At 59.6% G+C, this 24,101-nt stretch carries 21 protein-coding genes; 13 read left to right on the forward strand and 8 right to left on the reverse strand.

Going from position 1 to position 24,101, the window contains the following annotated elements:
• Positions 1-90 precede the first annotated feature (90 nt).
• The 3 genes from ACR0JA_RS03595 to ACR0JA_RS03605 form a co-directional block, all read right to left on the reverse strand.
• Entirely contained in the window at positions 91-1,560 is a 1,470-nt protein-coding gene (locus ACR0JA_RS03595; RefSeq protein ID WP_480570083.1) for a carboxypeptidase M32, read from the reverse strand.
• A gap of 5 nt (positions 1,561-1,565) precedes the next feature.
• Entirely contained in the window at positions 1,566-2,711 is a 1,146-nt protein-coding gene (gene ctaA / locus ACR0JA_RS03600; protein WP_480570086.1) for a heme A synthase, read from the reverse strand.
• Positions 2,712-2,773: 62 nt separating this feature from the next.
• Positions 2,774-3,517, reverse strand: coding sequence for an RNA methyltransferase (locus ACR0JA_RS03605; RefSeq protein WP_480570088.1), 744 nt, complete (start codon positions 3,515-3,517; stop codon positions 2,774-2,776).
• A gap of 163 nt (positions 3,518-3,680) precedes the next feature.
• Here ACR0JA_RS03605 and ACR0JA_RS03610 point away from each other — a divergent pair, with 163 nt between their 5' ends.
• The 4 genes from ACR0JA_RS03610 (at position 3,681) to ACR0JA_RS03625 (ending at position 6,904) form a co-directional block, all read left to right on the forward strand.
• On the forward strand, positions 3,681-4,298 hold the full coding sequence (locus tag ACR0JA_RS03610; protein WP_480570091.1) for a thiamine phosphate synthase: 618 nt from the start codon (positions 3,681-3,683) through the stop codon (positions 4,296-4,298).
• A gap of 45 nt (positions 4,299-4,343) precedes the next feature.
• Positions 4,344-5,237, forward strand: a complete 894-nt coding sequence (locus ACR0JA_RS03615) for a PfkB family carbohydrate kinase (RefSeq protein ID WP_480570094.1) — start codon at positions 4,344-4,346, stop codon at positions 5,235-5,237.
• Positions 5,234-6,148, forward strand: a complete 915-nt coding sequence (locus ACR0JA_RS03620; protein WP_480570097.1) for a pseudouridine-5'-phosphate glycosidase — start codon at positions 5,234-5,236, stop codon at positions 6,146-6,148. Before ACR0JA_RS03615 ends, ACR0JA_RS03620 begins: the two co-directional genes overlap by 4 nt.
• 78 nt (positions 6,149-6,226) lie before the next feature.
• The gene (locus tag ACR0JA_RS03625; RefSeq protein ID WP_480570100.1) at positions 6,227-6,904 is read left to right on the forward strand and encodes a DUF502 domain-containing protein; all 678 of its coding nucleotides are present in this window, start codon (positions 6,227-6,229) and stop codon (positions 6,902-6,904) included.
• Here the strand turns inward: ACR0JA_RS03625 and ACR0JA_RS03630 are convergent, their stop codons facing one another.
• Together ACR0JA_RS03630 and ACR0JA_RS03635 are read right to left on the reverse strand one after the other, a co-directional pair.
• Complete coding sequence (locus ACR0JA_RS03630) at positions 6,905-7,930, reverse strand: patatin-like phospholipase family protein (RefSeq protein WP_480570102.1); 1,026 nt, start codon at positions 7,928-7,930, stop codon at positions 6,905-6,907.
• Positions 7,931-7,994: 64 nt separating this feature from the next.
• Positions 7,995-8,768: a 3-hydroxybutyrate dehydrogenase gene (locus ACR0JA_RS03635; RefSeq protein ID WP_480570105.1), complete on the reverse strand. Its 774-nt coding sequence runs from the start codon at positions 8,766-8,768 to the stop codon at positions 7,995-7,997.
• 301 nt (positions 8,769-9,069) lie between these two features.
• Between ACR0JA_RS03635 and ACR0JA_RS03640 the strand changes: the two genes are divergently transcribed.
• Together ACR0JA_RS03640 and ACR0JA_RS03645 are read left to right on the forward strand one after the other, a co-directional pair.
• Entirely contained in the window at positions 9,070-10,884 is a 1,815-nt protein-coding gene (locus ACR0JA_RS03640; RefSeq protein WP_480570109.1) for an extracellular solute-binding protein, read from the forward strand.
• Positions 10,885-11,445: 561 nt separating this feature from the next.
• Complete coding sequence (locus tag ACR0JA_RS03645) at positions 11,446-11,682, forward strand: hypothetical protein (protein ID WP_480570112.1); 237 nt, start codon at positions 11,446-11,448, stop codon at positions 11,680-11,682.
• Here ACR0JA_RS03645 and ACR0JA_RS03650 read toward each other — a convergent pair.
• Entirely contained in the window at positions 11,671-12,294 is a 624-nt protein-coding gene (locus ACR0JA_RS03650) for a helix-turn-helix domain-containing protein (RefSeq protein WP_480570115.1), read from the reverse strand. The two genes, ACR0JA_RS03645 and ACR0JA_RS03650, sit on opposite strands and share 12 nt — an antisense overlap.
• A 65-nt stretch (positions 12,295-12,359) precedes the next feature.
• On the opposite strand from ACR0JA_RS03650, the gene ACR0JA_RS03655 reads away from it, so the two are divergent.
• From ACR0JA_RS03655 to ACR0JA_RS03675, 5 genes are all read left to right on the forward strand, one after another.
• Positions 12,360-13,877 (forward strand): class I adenylate-forming enzyme family protein, encoded by a 1,518-nt coding sequence (locus ACR0JA_RS03655; protein ID WP_480570117.1) that lies wholly within the window; start codon positions 12,360-12,362, stop codon positions 13,875-13,877.
• Entirely contained in the window at positions 13,874-14,533 is a 660-nt protein-coding gene (locus ACR0JA_RS03660; protein ID WP_480570120.1) for a DsbA family oxidoreductase, read from the forward strand. The genes ACR0JA_RS03655 and ACR0JA_RS03660 overlap by 4 nt, the downstream gene beginning before the upstream one ends.
• Before the next feature lie 73 nt (positions 14,534-14,606).
• Positions 14,607-15,815 (forward strand): multidrug effflux MFS transporter, encoded by a 1,209-nt coding sequence (locus ACR0JA_RS03665; protein WP_480570123.1) that lies wholly within the window; start codon positions 14,607-14,609, stop codon positions 15,813-15,815.
• 55 nt (positions 15,816-15,870) lie between these two features.
• On the forward strand, positions 15,871-17,535 hold the full coding sequence (locus ACR0JA_RS03670) for a tetratricopeptide repeat protein (protein ID WP_480570126.1): 1,665 nt from the start codon (positions 15,871-15,873) through the stop codon (positions 17,533-17,535).
• Positions 17,532-18,203 carry an SH3 domain-containing protein gene (locus ACR0JA_RS03675; RefSeq protein ID WP_480570129.1) on the forward strand — a complete coding sequence of 224 codons (672 nt, stop codon included), beginning with the start codon at positions 17,532-17,534 and terminating at the stop codon, positions 18,201-18,203. Before ACR0JA_RS03670 ends, ACR0JA_RS03675 begins: the two co-directional genes overlap by 4 nt.
• On the opposite strand, the gene mfd is transcribed toward ACR0JA_RS03675, so the two are convergent.
• Positions 18,200-21,652: a transcription-repair coupling factor gene (gene mfd, locus ACR0JA_RS03680; RefSeq protein WP_480571129.1), complete on the reverse strand. Its 3,453-nt coding sequence runs from the start codon at positions 21,650-21,652 to the stop codon at positions 18,200-18,202. The two genes, ACR0JA_RS03675 and mfd, sit on opposite strands and share 4 nt — an antisense overlap.
• Positions 21,653-21,670: 18 nt before the next feature.
• Complete coding sequence (locus tag ACR0JA_RS03685) at positions 21,671-22,198, reverse strand: component of SufBCD complex (RefSeq protein ID WP_480570132.1); 528 nt, start codon at positions 22,196-22,198, stop codon at positions 21,671-21,673.
• A 120-nt stretch (positions 22,199-22,318) separates the two neighbouring features.
• Between ACR0JA_RS03685 and hemB the strand changes: the two genes are divergently transcribed.
• Together hemB and ACR0JA_RS03695 are read left to right on the forward strand one after the other, a co-directional pair.
• Entirely contained in the window at positions 22,319-23,317 is a 999-nt protein-coding gene (hemB, locus tag ACR0JA_RS03690; RefSeq protein ID WP_480570135.1) for a porphobilinogen synthase, read from the forward strand.
• A 140-nt stretch (positions 23,318-23,457) separates the two neighbouring features.
• Complete coding sequence (locus ACR0JA_RS03695) at positions 23,458-24,030, forward strand: lipid-binding SYLF domain-containing protein (RefSeq protein ID WP_480570138.1); 573 nt, start codon at positions 23,458-23,460, stop codon at positions 24,028-24,030.
• Positions 24,031-24,101: the final 71 nt, after the last annotated feature.

Below are 24,101 nucleotides of genomic sequence, written 5' to 3' on the forward strand. Positions count from 1 at the left end.
TCAGGCACTCATTGCAGACATTGCACAATTTTCAACCGGATCGATCGTCAAACTAAATCGGCCTCGCTGATCCCTTCAACAGCCGCAGCGCTAAAGTCCGTATAGTGACCCAAATTTCTGTTCCAAATACACCAACAATGGTTCCGGACCCGGCTCCATTCCGCTTGCGCGCTGGATGGTTTCACGGGGGGCATACAGCCCTCCATGTTGTTGCAGATTCTCGCGCAACCAGCCTGTTGCCCCGCTCGTATCGCCTTGGGCCAGTTGCTGGTCCAGATCAGGCACAGCTACCCGCAGCGCCTGATACAAACACCCTGCATAGACGTTGCCCAGAGAATAGGTCGGGAAGTAGCCGAACAGGCCGACCGACCAATGCACGTCCTGCAAACAACCATTCGAAGGCTTGTCGACGGGGTATCCGAAATCCGCCTCAAACCGATCATTCCAGGCAGCTTCCAGATCGCCGACCTGCAAATCACCTGCCATCAGCGCGCGCTCAAGATCGAAGCGCAGCATGATGTGGAGGTTGTATTGCACCTCGTCCGCCTCGGTCCGGATATAGCCGTTATGGACGCGGTTTACCGTCGCGTAGAACGTATCTGCATCGGCGATTCCGAAATCGCCGAATACCTCGGTCATCCGGGTAAATAGCCAGCCCGTGAACGCGCGCGAGCGGCCGAGTTGGTTCTCGTAGATCCGGCTCTGGCTTTCGTGAACCCCCATCGACACGCCGCGCCCCAACGGGGTCAGCGCATAGGCCGCGTCGATACCCTGTTCGTAGGCGGCGTGGCCGACCTCGTGTATGGTCGAATAGATGCAGTTGAACGGGTCATCCTCGGCGGTGCGTGTGGTGATACGCACATCGGACCCGCTGCCCGAGCTGAACGGATGCACCGCCTTGTCCACCCGCCCCCGGTCTAGGTCATAACCGAAGGCAACCGCCAGTTTCTGCGATAGACGCATCTGGTCTTGTGCATCGAATCTGCCGCTCAGCGCCGGTGGTTCCGGGCGATCCAGAACGGCTGCGCGCAGATTGACCAGTCGCGGGCGCATTTCGTCGAAGATCCCGGCAATTTGCGCGCCGGTCGTATGGGGCTCGTAGTCCTCGACCATGGCGTCGTAGATGTTGCCACCCTGGGCCAGCGCTTCACCCTCTTGCCGCTTCAGAGATACGACCTCTTGCAGCACCGGCAGGAAGGCCGAAACATCCTCATCCGCGCGTGCCTGCGCCCATTTCCCCTGCGCAGCCGAGGTCACTCGGGCAATCGCCGTTGCCAGGTCGGCTGGAACTTTTACGGCACGATCATAGGCCCGGCGGATTTCCCGTAGCTGTGCCTTGCCAACCTCGTCCTGCGGGGCTGCCTGATCAAGCCACTCTGCCACTTGTTTGTTTGCACGGCGGGAATGCAGGACCGCCTCGATGGCTGCCATCTCTTCGGCCCGTTGCGGCGCGGCGCCGCGCGGCATCACCGTTTCCTGATCCCAACCGAGGCGTCCGGCAATCTGCCCCAGGGCCGAGGTTTCGCGCTGATAGGCCATCAGGTCGTCAAAAGCTGTCATCTGGATCATGCTCCACGGATCGAGGTTGCGATTGGATAGGCGGTCAGAAAGCGCGCGCGCAGGATCAAGGTCCAGACTACGACGGCCAGGAACTGATGGACGATCGCGATTTGCCACGGTGCGCCATAGACCACGGTCAGGATGCCAATGACCACCTGCACGGAAATCGCAGCAAAGGCGGCGTTGAAAGCGAACCGCGTTTGCGGGTGCGCGCTGGTGCTGCCACGCCGCCAGACCACGACGGCAAAGGCGAACAGCAGATAGCCAACGCAGCGGTGGATGAACTGTACCAGACCCGGGCTTTCAAAGTAGTTGCGCCAGATCGGCTCTAACGCGGTGGCATCGGGCGGCAGCAACTGCCCGCCGATCAGGGGCCAGTCGGTGTAAGACCGCCCGGCGTCGATCCCGGCGACCATGGCGCCGATGAGTATTTGCAAAAAGGTGAAATGCAGCAGCCCGGTCGAGAGCGAGAACAGCCGCGCCTCTTTCGCGCGACGGGCCTGCATCAGGTCACGCTCTTGCCGGCCCAATTCAAAGATATACCAGGCCAAGAAGCCGAGAATGACGAAGGCCAGCCCCAGATGCACGGCCAACCGATAGCTGGCGACGGCAATCATGCCCTCACCCTGCGTAACGCCCGAAGCAACCATCCACCAGCCGACAGCACCTTGAACGCCGCCCAAGATGCCGGGGATCAACAACTTTCCGGTCCAGCCTGTCGGGATCTTCCGAGCAACCAGAAAACCAAAGAATCCAACAGCCCAGATCAAACCGATCACGCGACCCAGTTGGCGGTGGCCCCATTCCCACCAGTAGATGAATTTGAAATCATCCAACTCCATCCACTGGTTCTGAATGCGCCATTGGTCGATCTGGCGGTATTTCTCGAATTCGGCCTGCCAGTCGGCCTCGGTCATCGGCGGGATGGCCCCGGTGATCGGCCGCCATTCGGTTATCGAAAGACCGCTGTCGGTCAGGCGGGTCAGGCCGCCAACGGCTATCATGACGACGACCAGCGCAAACAGGATCATCAGCCAGACGCGAATGGCCGACCGCGCGCCACCACGCCCGCGATCAATCATACCCGGCTGAATGCTCTGTTGTTTTTCCGTGTCTGAGACGTCTTCGAAGATGCTGCGCTTACCGCTCATGCTGTCCTCTTGTGCCTTGGATTTCGTCGCAAGCTAGGGTGAAGGGACGCCGAGGTCCACCCTCAGCCCTTCTCCTTCCAGCGGACCATCTGCCGCATGATCCCATGGAGCATTTGTACGTCCGCCCGCGTCATCCGCATCCGCGACCACAGGTTGCGCAGATTGGTCTTCATGCCTTCGGCTTTTTCAGGCGGGTAGAAGAACCCAGCCTGTTCCAGCCGGTCTTCATAGTGTTCGACCAATTTCTCGACCTCGATACCTGTGGCCCAGTCACCTTTGCCCAAATCGGTGGCCTCGTGCACCACGTCTCCGGTCTGTCGCATCCACTCATAGGCGGTCAGCAGCACGCACTGCCCAAGATTGAGCGAGGCGTATTCTGGGTTCACCGGCACCGAGATGATCGCATTTGCCTTGGCAATATCCTCGTTCTCCAGCCCGGCCCGTTCTGGCCCGAAGAGAACCGAGACATTCTCGCCCGCCGCGACCTTCTCGGCGGCCAGCTGCATGGCGCGTTCTGGGCTGTAAACGGGCTTTGTCAGGCCGCGCTGGCGCGCCGTGGTGGCAAAGACAAAGGTGCTGTCGGCAAGCGATCCGGCGAGATCGTCGAACAACTGCGCCTCGTCCAGCAAACGCCCGGCCCCGCTGGACATCGCCACAGCCCTGGGGTTCGGCCATCCGTCCCGAGGCGCAACGATCCGCATCCGGTCCAGACCGAAATTCCACATTGCTCGCGCGGCGGCACCGATGTTCTCACCCATCTGCGGGCGCACAAGCACGAAGGACGGTTGGGATTTATCGCTGGGCATGGCTTACTCCGAAAGTTCCGCCTGCTCTAATAGCCGCTTGGCGGAAGGGCAAGGCGCCGCTGCCGGTTCCGTCCGCCAATACCGGCTGGGCTGGCAATAAAGTTTGCTTCCCTGCCGCAATCCGCTAAACCCCGCCAAAGACCAAAAGCCGAAGGATGCGCCAATGGACACCCCCGAGCAGCCGCAGATTTACCTGATTACTCCACCAACCATCGCGCTAAGCACCTTTCCCGATCAGTTGGCCCGTGTACTGGACGGGGCCGATATCGCCTGCATTCGCCTGGCGCTGGCCGGCAGCGACGAAGATGCGATCTCACGCGCTGCGGATGTCTGCCGAGAGGTGGCGCATGCGCGCGACGTGGCGCTGGTGATTTCGAACCATGTTCTGCTGGCGCAGCGTTTGGGGCTGGACGGGGTGCATTTGGATGACGCCGCACGCTCGGTCCGGGCGGCGCGCAAAGAACTGGGCGCAGATGCGATCGTCGGCAGCTTTTGCGGCGCGTCCAGCCATGACGGCATGACCGCGGGTGAGGCTGGTGCGGACTATGTCGCATTCGGCCCTGTCGGAGCGGCGTCGCTGGGCGACGGCACATGTGCGGAACAGGACCTGTTTCAATGGTGGTCCGAAATGATCGAGGTTCCCGTGGTGGCCGAAGGCGGGCTAAGCGCGGACCTGATCAGCACCATCGCCCCGTTCACCGATTTCTTCGGCATCGGTCAGGAAATCTGGTCACAGGATGACCCGCTGGCCGCACTCAAGACACTGTCGGACGCGATGTGAGCGTTAACCCTTGCACCCACGTCAGGGCTGCGGCATGAGTTCGGCATGAACCAGAACAGTGATATCCTGTGTATCGGCTCGGTCCTGTGGGACGTGATCGGACGTTCGGCCAGTGCCATGCGGCAGGGATCGGATGTGCCCGGGCGGATCACGCGCCTGCCGGGCGGGGTCGCCCTGAACATCGCGATGACGCTGGTGCGTTTTGGGATGACCCCGACGCTGCTAACTGCAGTCGGCCGCGATCCTGAAGGCGATGAACTGGTGCATGCCTGTGTACGGCTCGGGTTGGTGACGGACCATATCTATCGCTCGCAAGACCTGCCGACTGACCGCTACATGGCAGTCGAAGGGGCCAATGGTCTGATCGCGGCTATCGCGGATGCCCACTCGCTTGAGGCTGCGGCGTCCAAGATCCTGCGCCCGCTGATGCAGGGCCCCTTGGGATATGAAAACACGCCTTACGAAGGCCCGATCGCGCTGGACGGAAACCTGACGCTGGACCTGCTGGAAGAGATTGCCCAAAGCCCCGCCTTTGCCCGCGCCGACTTGCGGGTTGCCCCCGCGTCACCGGGCAAGGCCGAACGGCTGCTGCCCTTCCTCAAACACGCCCGCGCAACGCTATACGTCAACCTGGAAGAAGCCGGGTTGCTGTGCCGGAGCGAATTCGCCGATTCTGCGTCTGCCGCCAAGGGGCTGCTGGATCGTGGTGCGCTGCGGGTGTTGGTCACAGATGGCGGAAATTCCGCCACCATTGGATCGGCCTCGGGCATCCTGACGCAAACGCCTCCATCCGTACTGGTCACGCGCGTGACCGGCGCGGGCGATACTTTCATGGCGGCCCATATTGCTGCCGAGACCAGCGGTGCAGACGATGAAACCGCACTCACCCGCGCCCTAAAGGCCGCGGCCACCTATGTTTCCGGAGATACTCCCCTGTGATCGACATCCAATATTCCACCGAGGTCCAGACTGCAAAAGAGACAGGTCAACCCATTGTCGCGTTGGAAAGCACAATCATCACCCACGGCATGCCCTACCCTCAGAATATCGAGGTCGCGGCACAGGTCGAACAGGATATCCGCGACGCCGGTGCGGTTCCGGCGACGATGGCCGTGATCAAAGGCAAGCTGCATGTGGGTCTTGAGCCGGACGAATTGAGCGCACTGGGTCAGGCCCAGGGCGTCGCCAAACTGTCGCGCGCCGACATGGCTGCCTGCATGGCGACCGGTGGCACTGGTGCCACCACTGTGGCGGCAACCATGATCGCAGCGCAGTACGCTGGCATCGACGTCTTCGCCACCGGCGGGATCGGCGGTGTACATCAGGGGGCCGAGACCTCGTTCGACATCTCTGCCGACCTGCACGAACTGGCACAAACTCCGGTGACGGTGGTGGCCGCTGGGGCCAAGGCGATTCTCGACCTGGCGAAAACCCTTGAGGTGCTGGAGACCCTCGGCGTGCCCGTCATCGCCCACGGGCAGGATGAGTTTCCCGCCTTCTGGTCTGCGAAATCCCCCTTTGCCGCGCCCCTGCGCATGGACAGCGCCGACGAAATCGCAAAAGCCCACGCAACCCGGCGTGCGCTTGGATTGCCAGGCGGGCAGCTTGTGGCCAACCCGATCCCCACGGCGGACCAGATCCCGGCCGAAGAGCTTGCCCCGATCATCGCCGCCGCGCAGCGCGACGCAGACACCCATCGGATCACTGGCAAAGGTGTGACGCCCTATCTGCTGCAACGGATCTACGAGCAGACCCAAGGCCGCTCGTTAACCGCAAATATTGCGCTGGTTCGCAACAATGCGCGGCTGGCGGCGTCGATCGCCATCGCTCTGGTCAAAGACAAGGCATGACGCTGCCCTATTGTACCAAGCGCCCGGACTGATTAACTAATTCCGCAAACCACTCAGGATCGCCTGCTCAGCACAGCCATGAACACACCGTTTGACGAAGAACCCAATCGCCGGCCCGGGCTGTTCGCCGGTCTACGCGCGTCGTTTCTGACCGGGATCGTCGTCATCGCGCCCGTCTGGCTGACCGTCTGGCTGATCTGGTCGGTTGTAGGGTGGATCGATAGCGCGGTTCTACCGCTGGTACCGCAACGCTTTCAGCCGCAGGAATATGTCGGCATAAACCTGCGCGGCGTCGGCGTTGTCATTTTCTTGATCTTCACGGTCATCGTTGGCTGGATCGCCAAGGGCATTCTTGGCCGGTCGCTGATCCATTTCGCGGAAAGCCTTGTGGATCGCATGCCGGTTGTCCGGTCGGTCTATTCCGGGATCAAGCAGATTTCTGAAACCGTCTTTGCACAGACCGAGCGTTCGTTCGAAAAGGCCTGCCTGATCCAATATCCGCGCCGGGGCATCTGGGCCATCGGTTTTGTCTCAACCACGGCCCGGGGTGAGGTGAGCGAACGCGCCGAAACAGGGGGCGAATTGCTGAGCGTCTTTGTCCCGACAACGCCCAACCCGACATCCGGCTTTCTGCTGTTCTTTCCGGCCGAAGATGTGATCCTGCTGGACATGTCGATCGAAGACGCCGCCAAACTGGTGATCTCGGCGGGTCTTGTCTACCCCAATGACAAAGACCCGACGCAACCGCCTGAATGATCAGCCAAACATCGTTGGCAGGTCGACGGTACTTCGCTGACCCAGATCAGATTTGTGGTCGCGTAGAAATTGATGCGCTGCCGCCTGCCCTGCCTGTTTCAGCCGGTTCAGAATGACTGGATTTGGTACCGTTTTGGTGGCCGCGGACAAGTCGTTCATCAGTTCATCATCCGCGATCATGTGAACCAGAACGCGGCTCATCTCGCCCGCTTTCAACTTGCCCTCCTGCAACAGTCGTTGGACAAAACTGATCGCACGCAACTCGCGAAACAGCGACGAGTTGAAGCTGATCTCGTTGATACGGTTCTGGATTTGCTGAGGGGTCTTGGGCACCTCATCCCGTTCCAGCGGGTTGATATTCACGATCACTACGTCATCGGGCAAGCCGCCCCCAAACAGAGGGTAAAGCGCCGGGTTCCCGGTGTAGCCGCCATCCCAATAGGCTTCTTTTCGCCCCGATTTCGGGTCATGGATTTCAACGGCCTGAAACAGATTGGGCAAGCAGGCCGAAGCCAGAATGGCATCGGTCGAAATCTCGTGACCTGTAAACACCCGGATCTTGCCGCTGCGCACGCAGGTGGCGCACACAAACAGCCCCGGGCCATCGTCGGCGCAAATTTCGTCGAAATTGAAGTTGTCCACGACCGGCTCAAGCGGATTGCGGTAAAACGGACCATAAGCATAGGGCGAAACCAGCCGCGACCACGCATCCGCCATGGAAAACGGCACCGAATACTCGATCGCCTGCGCAATATGCGCCGGCTCAAGCCCGCGCATCCAGTGGGCAATGCGCATATCGCCTACTGCGCCCATACGTTTCCACAACCCGTTCAGTGTTTCGCGCGCGCCCTCGCGCCCGGCGCGCACCATGCCCGATTTGAACGCTGCGCCGTTCAACGCCCCGGCCGAGGTTCCGGTAATCGCCGCAACCTCGATATCCTCTTCATCCAGAAGCCGGTCCAGCACACCCCAAGTAAATGCGCCATGCGCGCCGCCACCCTGCAATGCCAGATTGATCCGTTTCATGGCCATGCCCCTTCATCTTTTCCCAAATACTCCGGGGGTTTGGGGGCAGCGCCCCCAAGCAACCTCACAACGCCGTCCAACCACCATCGACCGAGATCGTTGTTCCAGTAATCTGCGCCGCTGCGTCCGAGCACAGGAACACTGTGGTTCCGCCCAGTTGCTCGACCGTCGCAAATGCCTTGGATGGCTGCCGTTCCAGCATGACGTTTTTGATGACGTCCTCGCGGCTCATATCGTATTCCTTCATCGTGTCTGGGATTTGCGCCTCGACCAGTGGCGTCAGCACATAGCCTGGGCAGATCGCGTTCACCGTAATCGGCTCTTGCGCGGTTTCCAGCGCCACAGTCTTGGTCATACCCACAACACCGTGCTTCGCCGCCACATAGGCGGCCTTGTAGGGCGAAGCCGTCAGCCCGTGCGCCGAAGCGATGTTGACCACACGCCCCCACCCGGCGGTGCGCATTTTCGGCAAAGCTGCCGCCATAGTGTGATAGGCCGAGTTCATGTTGATCGCGATAATCGCATCCCATTTTTCGACCGGGAACTGATCGATGGGCGAGACATGCTGGATACCTGCATTGTTCACCAATATGTCGCAGGCCCCCGCCTGTTCGATCAGCGCGCGGCACTCATCGCCCATGGACATATCCGCCTTGATATAGCGCGCGTTGGTGCCGGTCTCTTTGGCAATTTCGGCGGCAAGGGCGTGATCCTCATCCCGATCGGTAAAGGAATTCAGCACCACGTCGGCCCCCGCCTTGGCCAATTCACGCGCGACACCCAAGCCGATGCCGGAATTGGATCCGGTGATGATTGCAGTTTTTCCCGTCAGGCTCATCTTGTCTCTCCTACAGAGTCAGGTTTGTCGACACAGTGCCATGCTGCACCTGCAAAGAAAACGGGGAAACATCACCTTGACTTGCCAGCTTACGCAGGGGCCGCCTGAACCAAAAAAAACGCCCGCGCGAAGCGGGCGTTAAGTTATTGAGGCAGGTTTCATACAGGCAAGAAACCTATCGAGCAGTGCAACCTTTATAAGCAATTCCGTGCCGTCATCCAAGCTAAAAGTTTGATAATATGAAAAATCATGGCTACGGTGAATCCCAACAAAATAAGGCCAGAGCAGGATTGTTTCCAAAATGCGCCCCCTTTATTCACGCCCCGCACAGCGTCTGATCGCGGGAATCGCCGCAATTTTTCTGGCCTCGACTGCCCATGCAGATTCGGCCCATGGCATAGCTATGTATGGCGACCCGGCCCTACCACCGGATTTTGTGTCCCTACCCTATGCCAACCCGGATGCTCCAAAGGGCGGCAAGGTCGTCTTTGGCAATACCGGAGGGTATGACAGTCTGAACCCCTTTGTTCAGAAAGGCACCTCGCCCTGGCAGTTGCGGTTTTGGACGCATGAAGGGCTGATGGGGCGGTCCTGGGACGAACCTTTCACTCTTTACGGGTTGTTAGCCGAATCGGTTGAGACCGCGCCGGACCGCTCGTGGGTCGAATTTACTCTGCGCGAAAACGCCCGATTCTCGGATGGCAGCCCGGTCACCGTCGAGGACGTCATCTGGTCATATGAGACGCTTGGAACCGAAGGCCATATTCGGTATCGCGGGCTGTGGGGCAAGATCGACAGTATCGAACAAACCGGACCGCGCAGCGTCCGGATTACCTTTAACGAAGAAGATCGTGAGCTTGCTCTGATCGCGGGCCTGCGCCCGATCCTGCAAAAAGCTCAGTGGGAGGGTAAGGATTTTGCCAACGCCTCCTTGCAGGACATCCCGGTTGGAACTGGCCCTTATGTGATCGATGATTATGAGGCAGGTCGATACGTGAACCTGCGCCGCAACCCCGATTACTGGGGGGCCGATATCCCGTTCCGGCGCGGCACGATGAACCTGGATGACATGCGGATCGAGTTCTACGGCGACGGCACAGTTCTGTTCGAAGCCTTCAAAGCCGGAGAGCTTTCTGCCGTACGTGAGTTCAATGCTGACAAATGGGACGGCCAATATGGCTTTCCGGCGGTCCAGCGCGGCGATGTAATCAAAACCGAGATTCCGCATCGCAAACCCTCGGGCATGACGGGTTTTGTTATGAACACCCGCAAAGCGCCCTTTGACGATTGGCGCGTACGCGAAGCGCTGACGCTGGCTTTCAATTTCGAGTTCATCAACGACACGATAACCGGCGGCGCGCAGCCCCGGATCACCTCGTATTTCTCGGGCTCCGATCTGGCGATGCAGCCCGGACCGGCTACAGGTCGCGTCAGGGAATTGCTGGAACCTTACTCAGATGACTTGCTGCCCGGAACGCTCGAAGGCTATACGCCGCCCCAGGGCGACGGTTCGGCCCGCAATCGGGCCAATATCCGCAAAGCCTCCAAACTGCTGGCCGAGGCCGGATGGACCATTCAGGACGGTGTGCTGCGAAATGACAAGGGCGAGCCGTTTTTGATCACGGTCCTTCTGCAGCAAGGAGACACCGACAATCACACTGCCATCGAGATTTATGCCCGCGCGCTGGAGCGTTTGGGCATCCAGGTGATGACGGAAACCGTAGATAGCGCTCAATATGCGGGCCGCACGTCTGCACTGGATTTCGACATGACCAATTTCCGTCGCGCGCTGTCTCTGTCGCCGGGCAACGAACAACGGCTGTACTGGGGAAGCGAGAACGCTGATACGCCGGGAACACGAAACCTGATGGGCGTGGCATCGCCCGCCGTTGACGGGTTGATCGACGCCATGCTGACCTCGGAAGACCCCAATGACTTTGTGGCCGCCACGCGGGCGCTGGACAGGGTTCTGACAGCCGGGCGCTATGTTATCCCGATCTGGAGTTTTGATGTCGGGCGCATCGCCCATGCAAAAGAGCTAAAATTCCCGGACACATTGCCCATCTACGGCGATGGGCCGGAATATATGCCGCAGATGTGGTGGTACGAAGACTAAGCCGTTGATCGGCCCGCAACGTTCGTTCTCGGATGGGGAGGCGTGGTCGTAATCCGCTTTGTCGCAGGCAAATAGCTGCCACTGAGCGCAAGACACCCCTCCGTGACGTGGCGTAAAGTACGCTGCGCGTTGGTTTCGGCGGAAATCAGCACAGTCGACGAATGCCCAAGACATGGTATGAGAATGCGCAAGATCCTCAAAATCTTGCCTCTACCACAATAACTGCGACTTTGAACAAACTTGACACAAGGGGTTTACTGGCTCGTGGGTAATTGGTTACGTTGCATGCAAGGAATGGAATAATTCAAGGCAAAGAAACGCTTATTTTACATGGCAGATAGCGGTTATCCGTTGTTCAAAGCCTTCGTAAAAACGGACCAACCGCCACTCACTTTCAAGCTGGTCCGTCTGCCCGTTGCGGTCATCCGCAGCGGGTTTTTTGTTACCAAACCTGACCCATTCAGCCTGCGACATTTTGTCATGTGCGCTGCGACATGTAGGCATTCGTAGGCTTGTACCGGGGAGAGCAATCCTGAAACGTCACCAAAGGAAGGCTCGCAGATGCTGAACTGGGCTGATCTGACACAAGACTGGAGCGCATGCTACGCGCGCGCGAAACGCAGGTTCCCGAACTTGCGGGACAAGGACATGGCGCGTATGCGAGACGACCGCAAGCGGTTCGAGGCGTACCTGGCCGAGCGCCATCATCTGACCGTGAACGAAGCCCGGGAAGAGCTTGAGGATTTCCTGTTTACCGAAGGGCTCAACCGCGAAGTCAACCTGGCCTTAGGCAAGTGACGTCACCCACAGGATTGTAGCATCTTCGTCGCTGACCGAAACGACGTTGTGCCCCATGCTGGCATCATAATAAGCGCTGTCGCCCCGGCGCATTTCGACGGGTTCGTAATATTCCGTATAAAGCCGCACGACACCGGTCAGCACATACAGAAACTCTTCGCCATCATGGCGCACCCATCCCTCAAACTCGTCCATTGATCGCGCGCGCACCCGGGCACGATAGGGCAACATCTGTTTGTTGGTCAGGGTCTCAGCCAGCAATTCATGCTCGTAGGTGGCGGTTGCATGTGCAGTACCATCACCCACCTTGGTCACGGCCATGCGCCCCAGCACCTGACCCCTTTGCGGCTGTGTGAACAGTTGAGGCACCGAAATCTCAAGTCCCGTCGCCAGCTTTTTCAGCGCGTCATAAGTTGGGGACATTTGCCCGTTTTCGATCTTGCTGAGCGTTGATCGCGCCAGCCCCGCCTGCGTGGCGGCCTGTTCAAGCGTCCAGTTACGTGCCTTGCGCAGTTCGCGAACGCGCGCACCAAGGTCAAGGGGCTCGACATGAGCAGGCTCGCCACTGTCGCGCGCGATGCGGATCAGGGATTTGGGATCACTTGTCGTCATGGCCAACTCTATAGGGCCAGCAGCACGCGCTTGCAACGCGGCTGCCGCCGCGCTAGCCAAGACGCATGCTATCCATTTTCGATCAGGGCCCACCAGATCCCTGCCCCACCCCGTTCAACATGGCGGCGCATGTCCTACGCCATGCCCCCGCTTTGGCAGACAAGACGGCCTTGTCGGTTCTGTCCGCAGGCGGGTCAGAGGACTGGAGCTATGGCAAACTGCAGGCCGCCATTCTGTGCACCGGAACCGGATTGCTGAAAGCGGGTCTGAAACCCGGTGATCGGGTGTTGATGCGGCTAGGCAATGGCGTCGAGTTTCCAATCGCCTATCTGGCTGCCATTACGGTCGGAATTATCCCGATACCGACCTCATCGCAACTGACGGAACCCGAAACCGCGCGGATCATTGACGACCTGTCGCCCACGGCTGTCCTGCGGGACCTCGGCATAGCCTGTGCACCTCATCCGCATCAGATCGGATTGGAGCAACTGGCCGAGATGCGGAACTTGCCCCCTGCCGCCTTTGCGATGGGGGATCCAAACCGGCTGGGCTATGTGGTCTACACCTCTGGCACCTCGGGCAAACCCCGTGCGGTGGCCCATGCGCATCGCGCGATATGGGCGCGGCAAATGATGGTTGATGGCTGGTACGGGCTGCGCCCTTCGGATCGTCTGTGTCACGCTGGGGCGTTCAACTGGACCTATACGCTGGGAACCGGGCTGATGGATCCCTGGGCCATCGGCGCGACTGCCCTGATCCCGCAACCAGGTACCGATCTGGACGCGTTGCCTGAGCTTCTGAAAGAAAACCAAGCCACGATATTCGCCGCCGCACCGGGTGTGTTCCGCAAGATACTGCAACGGCCAGACCTGCCGGACCTGCCCGATCTGCGCCACGGGTTGTGCGCGGGTGAGAAACTGTCTCGCCATCTGCACGAAGAATGGACCCGGGTGACGGGCACCGAACTCTACGAAGCCTATGGTATGTCCGAATGCTCGACCTTTATCTCGTCGAGCCCGACTCATCCAACCCGTAGCGAGGCACTGGGCCAGCCACAACCGGGCCGAAGGGTCGCAATCCTTGGTCCTGACGGACCGGTTCCGCAGAGTCAGGAAGGCACCATCGCTGTACATCGCGACGACCCGGGCCTGATGCTGACCTATCTCAACGCTCCGGGCGAGGCCGCCAGCCGAATGCAGGGCGACTGGTTCCTGACCGGCGATCAGGGCGCAATGACCGTTGAGGGACAGATCACGTATCTGGGCCGCGACGATGACATGATGAATGCCGGCGGCTACCGCGTCTCTCCGGTCGAGGTCGAGTCGGTGCTGGCCCGATACCCTGGCATTTCGCAGGTCGGCGCAGCCGCGGTCGAAGTCAAACAAGACACATCCGTCATCGCCGCCTTCTATACCGGGCCGGAAAAACTGGACGAGGCAGCGTTACGCGCCTATGTGTCCAAAAATCTGGCGCGCTATAAACAGCCGCGCGCCTTTGTTCACCTGTCCGCGCTTCCCACCGGAGGCAACGGCAAACTCCTGCGCCGGGCCCTGCCGGCCTATTTCAAGGCACCATCCGAATGACCCAGACCGTCAAGCTTGATATCATGTCCGACCCGATCTGCCCGTGGTGCTATATCGGCAAGACCCATCTGGACAAGGCGCTGGCCGAAGTGCCCAACCATCCGTTCATTATCGAATGGCACCCATTTCAGCTGAACCCGGACATGCCCGCCGACGGAATGGACCGCCGCGAATACCTCGAGCGCAAGTTCGGCGGCAAGGACGGTGCCGTGCGCGCCTATGCGCCCGTGGTCGAACATGCCGAAAACGCCGGTCTCAAGATCGATTTCGACGGCATGCAGCGCACGCCCAACACGCTCGACGCCCATCGCCTGATCCATTGGGCGGGAATTGAGGGCAAACAGAGTGCGGTGGTTGACGCGCTGTTCAACGCCTATTTCGTCGAAGCGCGGGATATCGGCGATCATGAAGTTCTGGGCGACATCGCAGACAGTGTTGGCATGGACGCGGCCGTTGTGCAGAAATTGCTGAAATCCGATGCGGATCGTGAAGATATCAGCAAGCGCGACAACCATTCTCGCGAGATGGGGGTGACCTCGGTGCCAACTTACATCGTTGCCAATCAGCATGCTGTACCAGGCGCTCAACCTCCTGAATTATGGGCAAAAGTGATCAGTGAGATCATGTCTCAAATTGAGGCCTCCTCCGCAGAATAGCACATATACCTGTGCGTTTTCCCACCTAGCCCGACCGCGCTTGCCGTGATAGCGCAGTTGGGAAGGAGCCCCCATGACCAAGCACATGTCACGCGGCGAATTCATCGCGCTGATCGCGATGATGTTTGCCACTATCGCGTTTTCGATCGATTCCATGTTGCCTGCGCTGCCCGAGATCGGCGCGCAGCTCAGCCCGGATGATGTCAACAAAGCGCAGTTAATCCTGACCTCTTTTGTACTGGGTATGGGGATCGGGACATTTTTTACCGGCCCCCTTTCTGACGCGGTTGGCCGCAAACCGGTCATCTATGGTGGTGCCGCGCTTTATATTCTGGCCTCGGCGGTGGCATGGGCCAGTTCCTCGCTGGAATTGGTACTGGCCGCTCGCGTTGCGCAGGGCCTTGGTGCGGCAGGCCCGCGCGTCGTCGCAATGGCCATCATTCGCGACCTTTATGCAGGGCGCGAAATGGCGCGGATCATTTCGATTGCTATGCTGATCTTTACGCTGGTTCCGGCTGCGGCCCCAATGCTGGGCGCGGGTGTGATCGCACTCGTTGGATGGCGCGGAATCTTCGTCTCGTTCATCCTGTTTGCCGTGCTCATCATCATTTGGATGACGTTGCGCCTGCCCGAGTCACTGGCCCCGGAAAATCGTCGTCCGTTCCGCCTGCCGCTTATGATCTCTGCCGTGCGTGAAATGATGACACATCCCACCGTGCGCATTTCGATCGCGGTGCAAACGCTGTGCATGGGTCTGCTGTTCACCATGCTGACGATGGTGCAGCCAGTGTATGACGTAATCCATGACCGCGCCGAGAGCTTTCCGTTCTGGTTCGGGTTCGTGGCGCTGCTGTCGGGTTCGGCAAGCCTGCTGAACGCTGCGGTTGTGGTCCGGCTTGGCATGCGCCGCATCGTGACCTGGGCGCTGGGTGGACAGATCGCGATCACAACGACGATCATCTTGTTGAACCAAACCGACCTTTCGCCGGACGCGTCCTTTGCGCTGTTCGTTTTCTGGCAGACGACGTTGTTCTTCATGGCTGGCATGACCTTGGGCAACCTGAACGCCATCGCGATGGAGCCGATGGGGCATATCGCGGGCATGGCGGCCTCGGTAATCGGGTCGATCTCAACTGTTCTCGCGGCCGCGATTGCAGCGCCGGTCGGGCTTCTGTTCGATGGTTCGATCACCCCGTTGGCTTTGGGCATATTGACCATGAGCACCCTTGGCTTTGGCCTGATGCTGCATATGGGAAGGGTCGAAAACCGACTGCTTGCCTGACCTGTCCACACAGGCTGAATCGCGCTATCCTGCCCTCGAATTCAAGGGGGGCACCATGAGCTACGACTATGATCTGGGGACATATTCCTGCCCCGTCACAACATCATCGCCCGAAGCGCAGCTTTGGTTCGATCGAGGTTTGATCTGGACATACGGTTACAATCACGACGAAGCCGTCGTCTGTTTTCAGCGTGCCCTCGAACATGACCCCGAGTACGCGATGGCGCATTGGGGCGTGGCTTATGCGGCAGGTCCAAACTACAATATTCCGTGGGAGTTGCAGGACGACCGGGGCCGTGCCAAATCTCTGAAGATCGCATATGACGCCATGCAGTCGGCGTTGTCGCTTTGCGATCGCTGCACGGCTGTCGAGCAGGCTCTGATCCGCGCGCTGCCCGCGCGCTATCCCCAACGTGACCCGGTCGAGGATATGCATCAGTGGGACTATGCCTTTGCCGATGCCATGCGCGCGGCCTTTGCCGGGCAGCCCGACCACCTGGATCTGCGTACGATCTATGTTGAATCGCTGCTGAACCTGACCCCCTGGCAAATGTGGGACCTGAAGACCGGGCAACCTGCGGAAGGTGCCGCCACGCTTGAGGCGCAAAAGGCGCTTGAGGACGTGATGACTGATGATCCTGCGTCCATGACGCATCCGGGCCTTCTGCATCTTTACGTGCACTTGATGGAAATGTCGCCGACGCCGGAAAAGGCGCTGAAAGCCGGCGATGTCCTGCGCACATTGGTTCCCGACGCGGGACACCTTGTGCATATGCCCACGCATATCGACGTTCAGTGCGGGCACTATCACAACGTTGTTCATTGGAACGAAGTGGCTTCGATTGCCGATCTGAAATATTTCGAACGCGAGGGCGCGCTCAACATCTACACGGGATATCGGCAGCACAATTACCATTTCGCTATCTACGGTGCGCTGTTCCTGGGGCAGATCGAACCCGCCCTGTGCGCCAACAAAGGCATCTGGGACACAACGCCCGAAGAGATGCTGCGCATTGAAAGCCCGCCTATGGCAGATTTCTTCGAAAGCTACATGTCCATGGGACCGCACATCCTGATCCGTTTTGGGCGGTGGGAAGAGGCGAAGGCACTGGAATTGCCGGAAGACCCCGATCTCTATCGCACGCTAACGGCGACCACCCATTACGCGCGCGCGCTTGCATACGCCGCAACGGGACAGGTGGCCGAGGCCGAAGCCGAAGAGCAACTGTTCCTCAGCGCCAAGGCATGCGTCCCCGAGGCGCGCCTGCTGCACAATAACCGTGTTATCGATCTGCTTGAAATCGCAACAGAAATGCTGCGTGGCGAGATCGAATACCGAAAAGGTAACTTCGAGCTGGCATTCGGGCATCTGCGCCGCTCGGTCGAATTGGACGATACGCTGCCTTATGATGAGCCCTGGGGCTGGATGCAGCCGACACGCCACGCATTGGGCGCGCTGTTGTTCGAACAGGGGCATGTGGCCGAGGCCGAGGCCGTTTATCGCGAAGACCTCGGGTTGGGCGGTTCGCTCGGCCGCGCGTCGATACACCCGGATAACGTCTGGAGCCTTAAAGGCCTGCATGATTGCCTAAAGAAGCGCGGCGAAGAGGTTGAAATAACACAGATAAAACAAAGGCTGGACCTGGCTCTGGCACGTGCCGACAGAGCCGTTGCGGCCTCGTGTTTCTGCGCGCAAGCCGCGATGACGGTCGCCGAATGAGACTGCGCATTGTTTTGGTAGCCGCCTTTTTCGGAAACCCGGTTTTTGCGGATCGCCAAAGTTTCCCGCCGATCGACGAAGCAGCGCAGGATCCATCCGTCGCCGCCTTTCGTGCCGATCTGCTAACCAAGGTACGGGATCGCCAGATCGACGCAGTGATTTCGGCCAGTTGCGATGACATCGAGCTTGGCCAAGACAGCGGACTGGACGCGTGGCGCGCCACTTTGACCTCTGGTCCCGACGCCCCAGCCGAGGACGCGACGGTGCCACCCTCGGCCGGGCCGGACGCTATCTGGACGGCGCTGGAAGACACGCTTGCGCAACCCGGTTACTTCGATGATCAGGGCGAATTCTGGATGCCGCATCAGTGGCAGATTACCCTGCCCGCCTCACTTGACCCCGGCTTGGCTTTTTTTGTCACCGGCGAGAATGTCACCCTTCGCCAGAGCGCGTCCCGCGATGCGCCGGTTGTCGGGCTGATAAGCCATGAGATCGTATTAATCCCTGCGTTCCAGCCCGGTCTCGACTATCAGCGGGTGTTACTTACTGACGGAACTCCAGGCTATATGCACAGGGACTTTTTGTGGTCGATGACCGGCTATCGAGCGGCTCTGGTGAAGTCGGATGCAGGCGACTGGCAGCTATGTACCTTCGTGACCGGTGACTAGGCTTTGGCTTTTTTCTTCTGGGCGACCACTTTCTCGGCCAGATCACGGGCAATGGCAAATGCACCCTTGATCTTGTCGCTGTCCTTCTTCCAGTCGCGCCGGACGACAATCTTGTTGTCTTTGACCTTGGCCAATCCGCGCTGGTTTTGAATGAATTCCACCAACCCTTGCGGAGACGCGAATTTGTCATTGTGAAACTGGATCGTCGCACCTTTCGGCCCGCCATCCAGCTTGGCTATCCCGGCGCGTTTGCACATCGCCTTGATACGCACGACCAGCATCAGGGTGTTGACCTCTTTCGGCAGCGATCCGAACCGGTCAATCAGCTCGGCGGCAAAGCCCTCCAGTTCAACCTTGGTCGAAAGCGAAGACAGGCGACGATAGAGACCCAGACGCACGTCCAGATCGGGCACGTAATCCTCGGGGATCAGAACCGGCACACCCAGATTGATCTGCGGCGCCCATTGATCGTCGGCATCCGACAGCCCCTCCATCTCACCGGCTTTGATCTTGGCAATCGCCTCTTCCAGCATCGATTGGTAGAGCTCATAGCCCACGTCCCGCATCTGGCCGGACTGTTCCTCGCCCAGCAAATTGCCCGCGCCGCGAATGTCGAGGTCCTGAGAGGCAAGCGTAAAGCCCGCGCCCAGCGTATCGAGCGAGCCCAGAACCCGTAGACGTTTCTCGGCCGTCGCTGTCAGTTTTTGGCGCGGCTTGGTGGTCAGATAGGCATAAGCGCGGGTTTTCGACCGCCCTACCCGGCCCCGGATTTGGTAGAGCTGCGCGAGACCGAACATATCCGCCCGATGCACGACCATGGTGTTCGCGGTCGGAATATCCAGCCCGCTTTCCACAATCGTCGTTGCCAGCAACACGTCGTATTTTCCGTCGTAAAACGCGTTCATGCGGTCATCGAGTTCGCCCGCCGCCATTTGCCCATGCGCGACAACGTATGTCAGTTCCGGCAGTTGCTCCTTCAGGAATTCTTCAATCTCGGGCAGATCCGAGATGCGGGGCACGACATAGAAACTCTGCCCGCCGCGGTAATGCTCGCGCAGCAATGCCTCGCGGATGGTGACCGCGTCGAACTCGCTGACATAGGTGCGGATCGCCAGCCGGTCGATTGGCGGCGTGCCGATGATCGACAGATCGCGAACACCGGTCAGCGACAATTGCAGTGTGCGCGGGATCGGCGTTGCCGTGAGGGTCAGCACGTGAATGTCGCTGCGCAGCTGTTTCAGACGTTCCTTATGGCCTACACCAAAATGCTGTTCTTCATCGATGATCAGCAGGCCCAGGTTCTGGAACCGGATCCCTTTGGCCAACAAGGCATGGGTCCCGATCACGATATCAACCGTCCCACGCGCCAGCCCGTCGCGGGTCTGTTGCGCCTCTTTTGCCGAAACGAACCGGGACAATTGCCGCACCTCCAGCGGAAAGCCCCGGAACCGTTCCCTGAACGACGCCGCGTGTTGACGCGCCAGCAGCGTGGTCGGCGCGACAACAGCCACCTGCACACCGGACATGGCGGCGACGAAGGCCGCGCGCATGGCGACTTCGGTCTTGCCAAAGCCCACATCGCCGCAGATCAGACGATCCATCGGCGCGCCGGAATGCATGTCTTCCATGACTTCGTTGATAGCCCGCAATTGGTCGTCGGTTTCCTGATAGGGGAAGCGGGCACTGAACTCCTCCCACGCATGCGGAGGCGGGTCCATGATCGGGGCCTTGCGCAGCGCCCGTTCGGCAGCGATACGGATCAGCTTGTCCGCCATCTCGCGGATGCGCTCTTTCAGCTTGGCTTTCTTGGCCTGCCATGCGCCACCACCCAAACGGTCCAACAGCCCTTCGTCATGACCGTATTTCGACAGCAGTTCGATGTTTTCGACCGGCAGATACAGCTTGGACTGTTCGGCATATTCCAGCAGCAGGCATTCGTGTGCCGCTCCGGCTGCGGTGACGACCTCCATCCCCATGTAGCGGCCAATGCCGTGGTCGACATGCACCACCAAATCACCGGGGGACAGCGATTGGGTTTCGGTCAGGAAATTTTCAGCCTTGCGGCGTTTCTTGGGCTGGCGGATCAGACGGTCGCCCAACACGTCTTGTTCTGCGATCACTGTGAGGTCGGGGGTTTCAAACCCATGCTCCAGTGCCCAGACCGCCAGGTGCAGCCCACGTTTGCCAACACGGGTGCCGTCTGGGACCGGAATGGCCTCGGCCAGACCTTCATCTTCGATCAGACCTGTCAGACGTTCCCGCGCGCCTTGGGAATAGGATGCAATCAACACCGGTCCATTGGACAATTTGTCGGTGATGTGACCGGCCAGAGCGCCAAACAGACTGATACTTTCCTGCTGGCGTTCGGGCGCAAAGTTCCGCCCGATCCGCCCACCGGCGTCAATCACACCGGGCCCGCTGGACTGAGGCAGCGGGCTAAAGTGCAAAACGCGCCGATCCCCCACAGCCTGTTCCCATGCGGCATCATTCAGATACAGCAGGCCCGGCGGGGTCGGTTTGTAAACCGTATCCATGCGCGAGCGGTTTTCCAGCGCCAGCCGCCGTGTTTCATACTGATCCTCTATGGACTCCCACCGCGCCAACCGAGCAGGTGTGACCTGATCATCCAGCGAGATCGTCGCGCCCGGCAGATAGTCGAACAGCGTTTCCAGTTTCTCATGAAAAAACGGCAGCCAATGCTCGATGCCCTGATGTTTGCGGCCTGCGCTGACTGCCTCATATAGCGGATCGTCTGTACCGGCCGCGCCAAATTCAATTCGATAGTTCTGGCGGAACCGGGTGATGGCGGCGTCATCGAGAATGACTTCGGACACCGGGGCCAGTTCGACCATGTCCAGTTTTTCGGTCGTGCGCTGCGACACCGGGTCGAACCGGCGGGCACCGTCCAGAACGTCACCAAACAGGTCCAGCCGCACGGGACCCGAATCCCCCGGCGGGAAGATATCGATGATCCCGCCACGGATCGCGTAATCGCCGGGCTCCATCACCGTCGGGCTTTGCGTGAAACCCATCCGCACCAGAAAATTCCGCAACGCGGTTTCGTCCACACGGTGGTCAACGCGCGCAGTGAACGCGGCCTCGCGCAGCACATCGCGGGCCGGAACCCGTTGCGTCGCGGCGTTCAGCGTGGTCAACAGCACAAACTGCGCCGGCATTTGATGCACCAGCGCCGCCAACGTCGCAACACGTGCTGCCGAGATATCGGCATTGGGCGACACCCGGTCATACGGAAGGCAATCCCAGCCCGGAAAAACGAAGACGGGCATGTCAGGTGCAAAGAAGGCCAGCGCCGCGCGCATCGCCTCCATCCGCTTGTCATCACGGGCGACGTGGCAGACGCGGCCGGACTTCGCGACCTCATTCAGAACAAGCTGTGCGTCAAACCCCTCGGGGGCGCCGCCAACCGTCACGTGGTTCGGAGCCTTCATCGCCATGCCTTTCCGATATTACCAACCCAGAACGCCGATAGAAAAATTCTGATACATCCCCCAGAGCGAGGTGACCAGTATCGAGATCATCCCGATGATCTGTGTGTAGAACCGGCACCGCGTCAGGGTTTTGGATACGATTTCCAACGTTGGCTCGGTTTGCCGCAACCTTTTGGCAGCAAGGATGTTGATTGCGGTGACGAAGCTGAGCGGAAACAACAGCAAAAACACCGCCTGGGCAAACTCAACGCCATAGTGAAAACCCAATGTCGCCAGACCGGTGAAGAAAAAACAGCACAGGGCGAATATGACCAGCCCCGAGACATCCATGACATACAGCAACCGGTTGGAGTTGATGCGCACGATATCCAGCAGGTCTCGTTCGTTCTGTCCACCCACGCGACGCGCGCGTACAACCAGATCATAAGGCACGCCCAGGACCCAGTGGCTGACAGATGACCACAGCACGGCAAGCGCTATCCAGAACCACAGATTCGAAAAGCTGCGCATGTCGATGAGTTCGAAGATCGAAGAGTATATGTCCAAGCGTCAGCCCTTTATTCACCGCCATCAGGGGGGTTCGTCGTGCCGACGCGATCAATGCTACCCTTGAGACTGCATCGAATTCATGCCACCCAATGCGCAAATGTTCAAGGAGAGCGCGCCATGAAACCGACCATTGCCCCCTATCCCCTGACCCGGTTTCGCCGCGCGCGCCAATCTCCGGCGATCCGGGGACTGGTTCGCGAAAACACCTTGACCACGGATGATCTGATCTGGCCTGTCTTTGTGCGCGATGGTGAAGGTATCGAAGAACCCGTACCCTCGATGCCGGGCGTTATGCGCCGGTCGGTTGATCTGATTGAAAAAGTTGCTGTCGACGCGCAGGCGCTTGGTATCCCTGCGATCTGCATTTTTCCCTACACCGATCCGTCGCTCAAGACCGAGGACTGCGCCGAGGCTTGGAACCCCGACAACCTGTCCAACCGCGCCATTCGTGCGATCAAGGCGGCAGCGCCAGACATCGCCGTGATGACCGATGTGGCACTGGATCCCTATAACATCAACGGGCATGATGGCTATGTGGTCGATGGCGAGATCGTGAACGATCAGACAATCGAAGCGCTGGTAAAAATGACGCTGGCGCAGGCCGAGGCCGGGGCCGACATCATTGGCCCCTCGGACATGATGGATGGCCGCATCGGCGAGATGCGGCGCGCGCTTGAGACCGCCGGGCACCACAATGTCATGATCCTGAGCTACGCCGCCAAATATGCCAGCGCTTTCTACGGCCCGTTTCGTGATGCAGTTGGGGCGTCAGGTGCTTTGACCGGGGACAAGAAGACCTATCAGATGGACCCCGCAAACTCGAACGAAGCCCTGCGCCTGATCGAGCGTGACCTGACCGAAGGTGCGGATATGGTGATGGTGAAGCCCGGAATGCCCTATCTGGACATTTGCCGCCGGGTCAAAGACACCTTTGGCGCACCCACCTATGCCTATCAGGTGTCTGGTGAATACGCGATGGTACAAGCGGCGGCGCAAAACGGCTGGATCGACGGCGAAAAGGTGATGTTGGAAAGCCTGTTGGCGTTCAAACGCGCCGGATGCGACGGGATCCTGACCTATTTTGCTCCGCAGGTTGCGCGGCTGTTGAACGGGTAAGGCACCGCCTTCCCGCGATTTTTCGCCGATTGCACCGGGCGCTGGCCCAGCTTTCCCGTGACATGTGGGCGCATTCGGCGTATTCTTGCACATAAGATCGGGAACACCCGACATATCAGGCAGTTATACAGAGTAAAAACATGAGCAGTTCCAATTCTCCCCGACTGAACCGTCGCGGCTTTGCGCTTGGCATGGCCGGTCTGACAATGACCGCCGCTTGCGGCAACGGAGTTGGCAATTCCAACGCCGCAACAATCGACGCCCGCGTCGATGCGACGCTGAACGAAATGTACACCAAGTACCCAAACACGGTCGAAATCGGCAACAAAGCAAACGGCATGCTGGTAATGCCGCTTATCACCGAGGCCGGGTTCATCTTTGGCGGCGGCTTCGGTCAGGGCGCGCTGCGCATCCAGGGTGCGACGGTCGACTATTATTCAGCCGTCAAAGGCAGCGCCGGTTTGCAGATCGGCGCCCAGCAATATGCGCATGTCCTGTTCTTCATGACCGAGGATGCGCTAAACGAATTCCGCCGCTCGAACGGTTGGACCGCTGGCGCCGACATCGGTTACGTGGTCGATGCAACGGGCAGTACTCTTTCGACCTCAACGACAACCCTGCGCAGCCCTGTTATCGCGGCGATATTTGGTCAGGCCGGTATGCTGTTCGGCGCGACGGTCGAAGGCACAAAATACACCCGCATTATTCCCTGATTTCGAATACCACTCCCCCCGCTGCCGAGCCCCGCCGTTCAACACAGCGGGGCTCGGTGCTTTTGGGGGTC

This window comes from Ruegeria sp. AM4 (assembly GCF_056540665.1).

Excerpts from the sequence above, each read along its gene's own strand:
- ACR0JA_RS03665 (WP_480570123.1), top strand. The coding sequence starts at position 14,607 with ATGACCAAGCACATGTCACGCGGCGAATTCATCGCGCTGATCGCGATG.
- ACR0JA_RS03670 (WP_480570126.1), top strand. The coding sequence starts at position 15,871 with ATGAGCTACGACTATGATCTGGGGACATATTCCTGCCCCGTCACAACA.
- ctaA (WP_480570086.1), bottom strand. The coding sequence starts at position 2,711 with ATGAGCGGTAAGCGCAGCATCTTCGAAGACGTCTCAGACACGGAAAAA.
- ACR0JA_RS03610 (WP_480570091.1), top strand. The coding sequence starts at position 3,681 with ATGGACACCCCCGAGCAGCCGCAGATTTACCTGATTACTCCACCAACC.
- mfd (WP_480571129.1), bottom strand. The coding sequence starts at position 21,652 with ATGAAGGCTCCGAACCACGTGACGGTTGGCGGCGCCCCCGAGGGGTTT.
- ACR0JA_RS03630 (WP_480570102.1), bottom strand. The coding sequence starts at position 7,930 with ATGAAACGGATCAATCTGGCATTGCAGGGTGGCGGCGCGCATGGCGCA.
- ACR0JA_RS03615 (WP_480570094.1), top strand. The coding sequence starts at position 4,344 with ATGAACCAGAACAGTGATATCCTGTGTATCGGCTCGGTCCTGTGGGAC.
- ACR0JA_RS03640 (WP_480570109.1), top strand. The coding sequence starts at position 9,070 with ATGCGCCCCCTTTATTCACGCCCCGCACAGCGTCTGATCGCGGGAATC.
- hemB (WP_480570135.1), top strand. The coding sequence starts at position 22,319 with ATGAAACCGACCATTGCCCCCTATCCCCTGACCCGGTTTCGCCGCGCG.
- ACR0JA_RS03645 (WP_480570112.1), top strand. The coding sequence starts at position 11,446 with ATGCTGAACTGGGCTGATCTGACACAAGACTGGAGCGCATGCTACGCG.
- ACR0JA_RS03635 (WP_480570105.1), bottom strand. The coding sequence starts at position 8,768 with ATGAGCCTGACGGGAAAAACTGCAATCATCACCGGATCCAATTCCGGC.
- ACR0JA_RS03625 (WP_480570100.1), top strand. The coding sequence starts at position 6,227 with ATGAACACACCGTTTGACGAAGAACCCAATCGCCGGCCCGGGCTGTTC.
- ACR0JA_RS03675 (WP_480570129.1), top strand. The coding sequence starts at position 17,532 with ATGAGACTGCGCATTGTTTTGGTAGCCGCCTTTTTCGGAAACCCGGTT.
- ACR0JA_RS03650 (WP_480570115.1), bottom strand. The coding sequence starts at position 12,294 with ATGACGACAAGTGATCCCAAATCCCTGATCCGCATCGCGCGCGACAGT.
- ACR0JA_RS03660 (WP_480570120.1), top strand. The coding sequence starts at position 13,874 with ATGACCCAGACCGTCAAGCTTGATATCATGTCCGACCCGATCTGCCCG.
- ACR0JA_RS03655 (WP_480570117.1), top strand. The coding sequence starts at position 12,360 with ATGCTATCCATTTTCGATCAGGGCCCACCAGATCCCTGCCCCACCCCG.
- ACR0JA_RS03695 (WP_480570138.1), top strand. The coding sequence starts at position 23,458 with ATGAGCAGTTCCAATTCTCCCCGACTGAACCGTCGCGGCTTTGCGCTT.
- ACR0JA_RS03595 (WP_480570083.1), bottom strand. The coding sequence starts at position 1,560 with ATGACAGCTTTTGACGACCTGATGGCCTATCAGCGCGAAACCTCGGCC.
- ACR0JA_RS03605 (WP_480570088.1), bottom strand. The coding sequence starts at position 3,517 with ATGCCCAGCGATAAATCCCAACCGTCCTTCGTGCTTGTGCGCCCGCAG.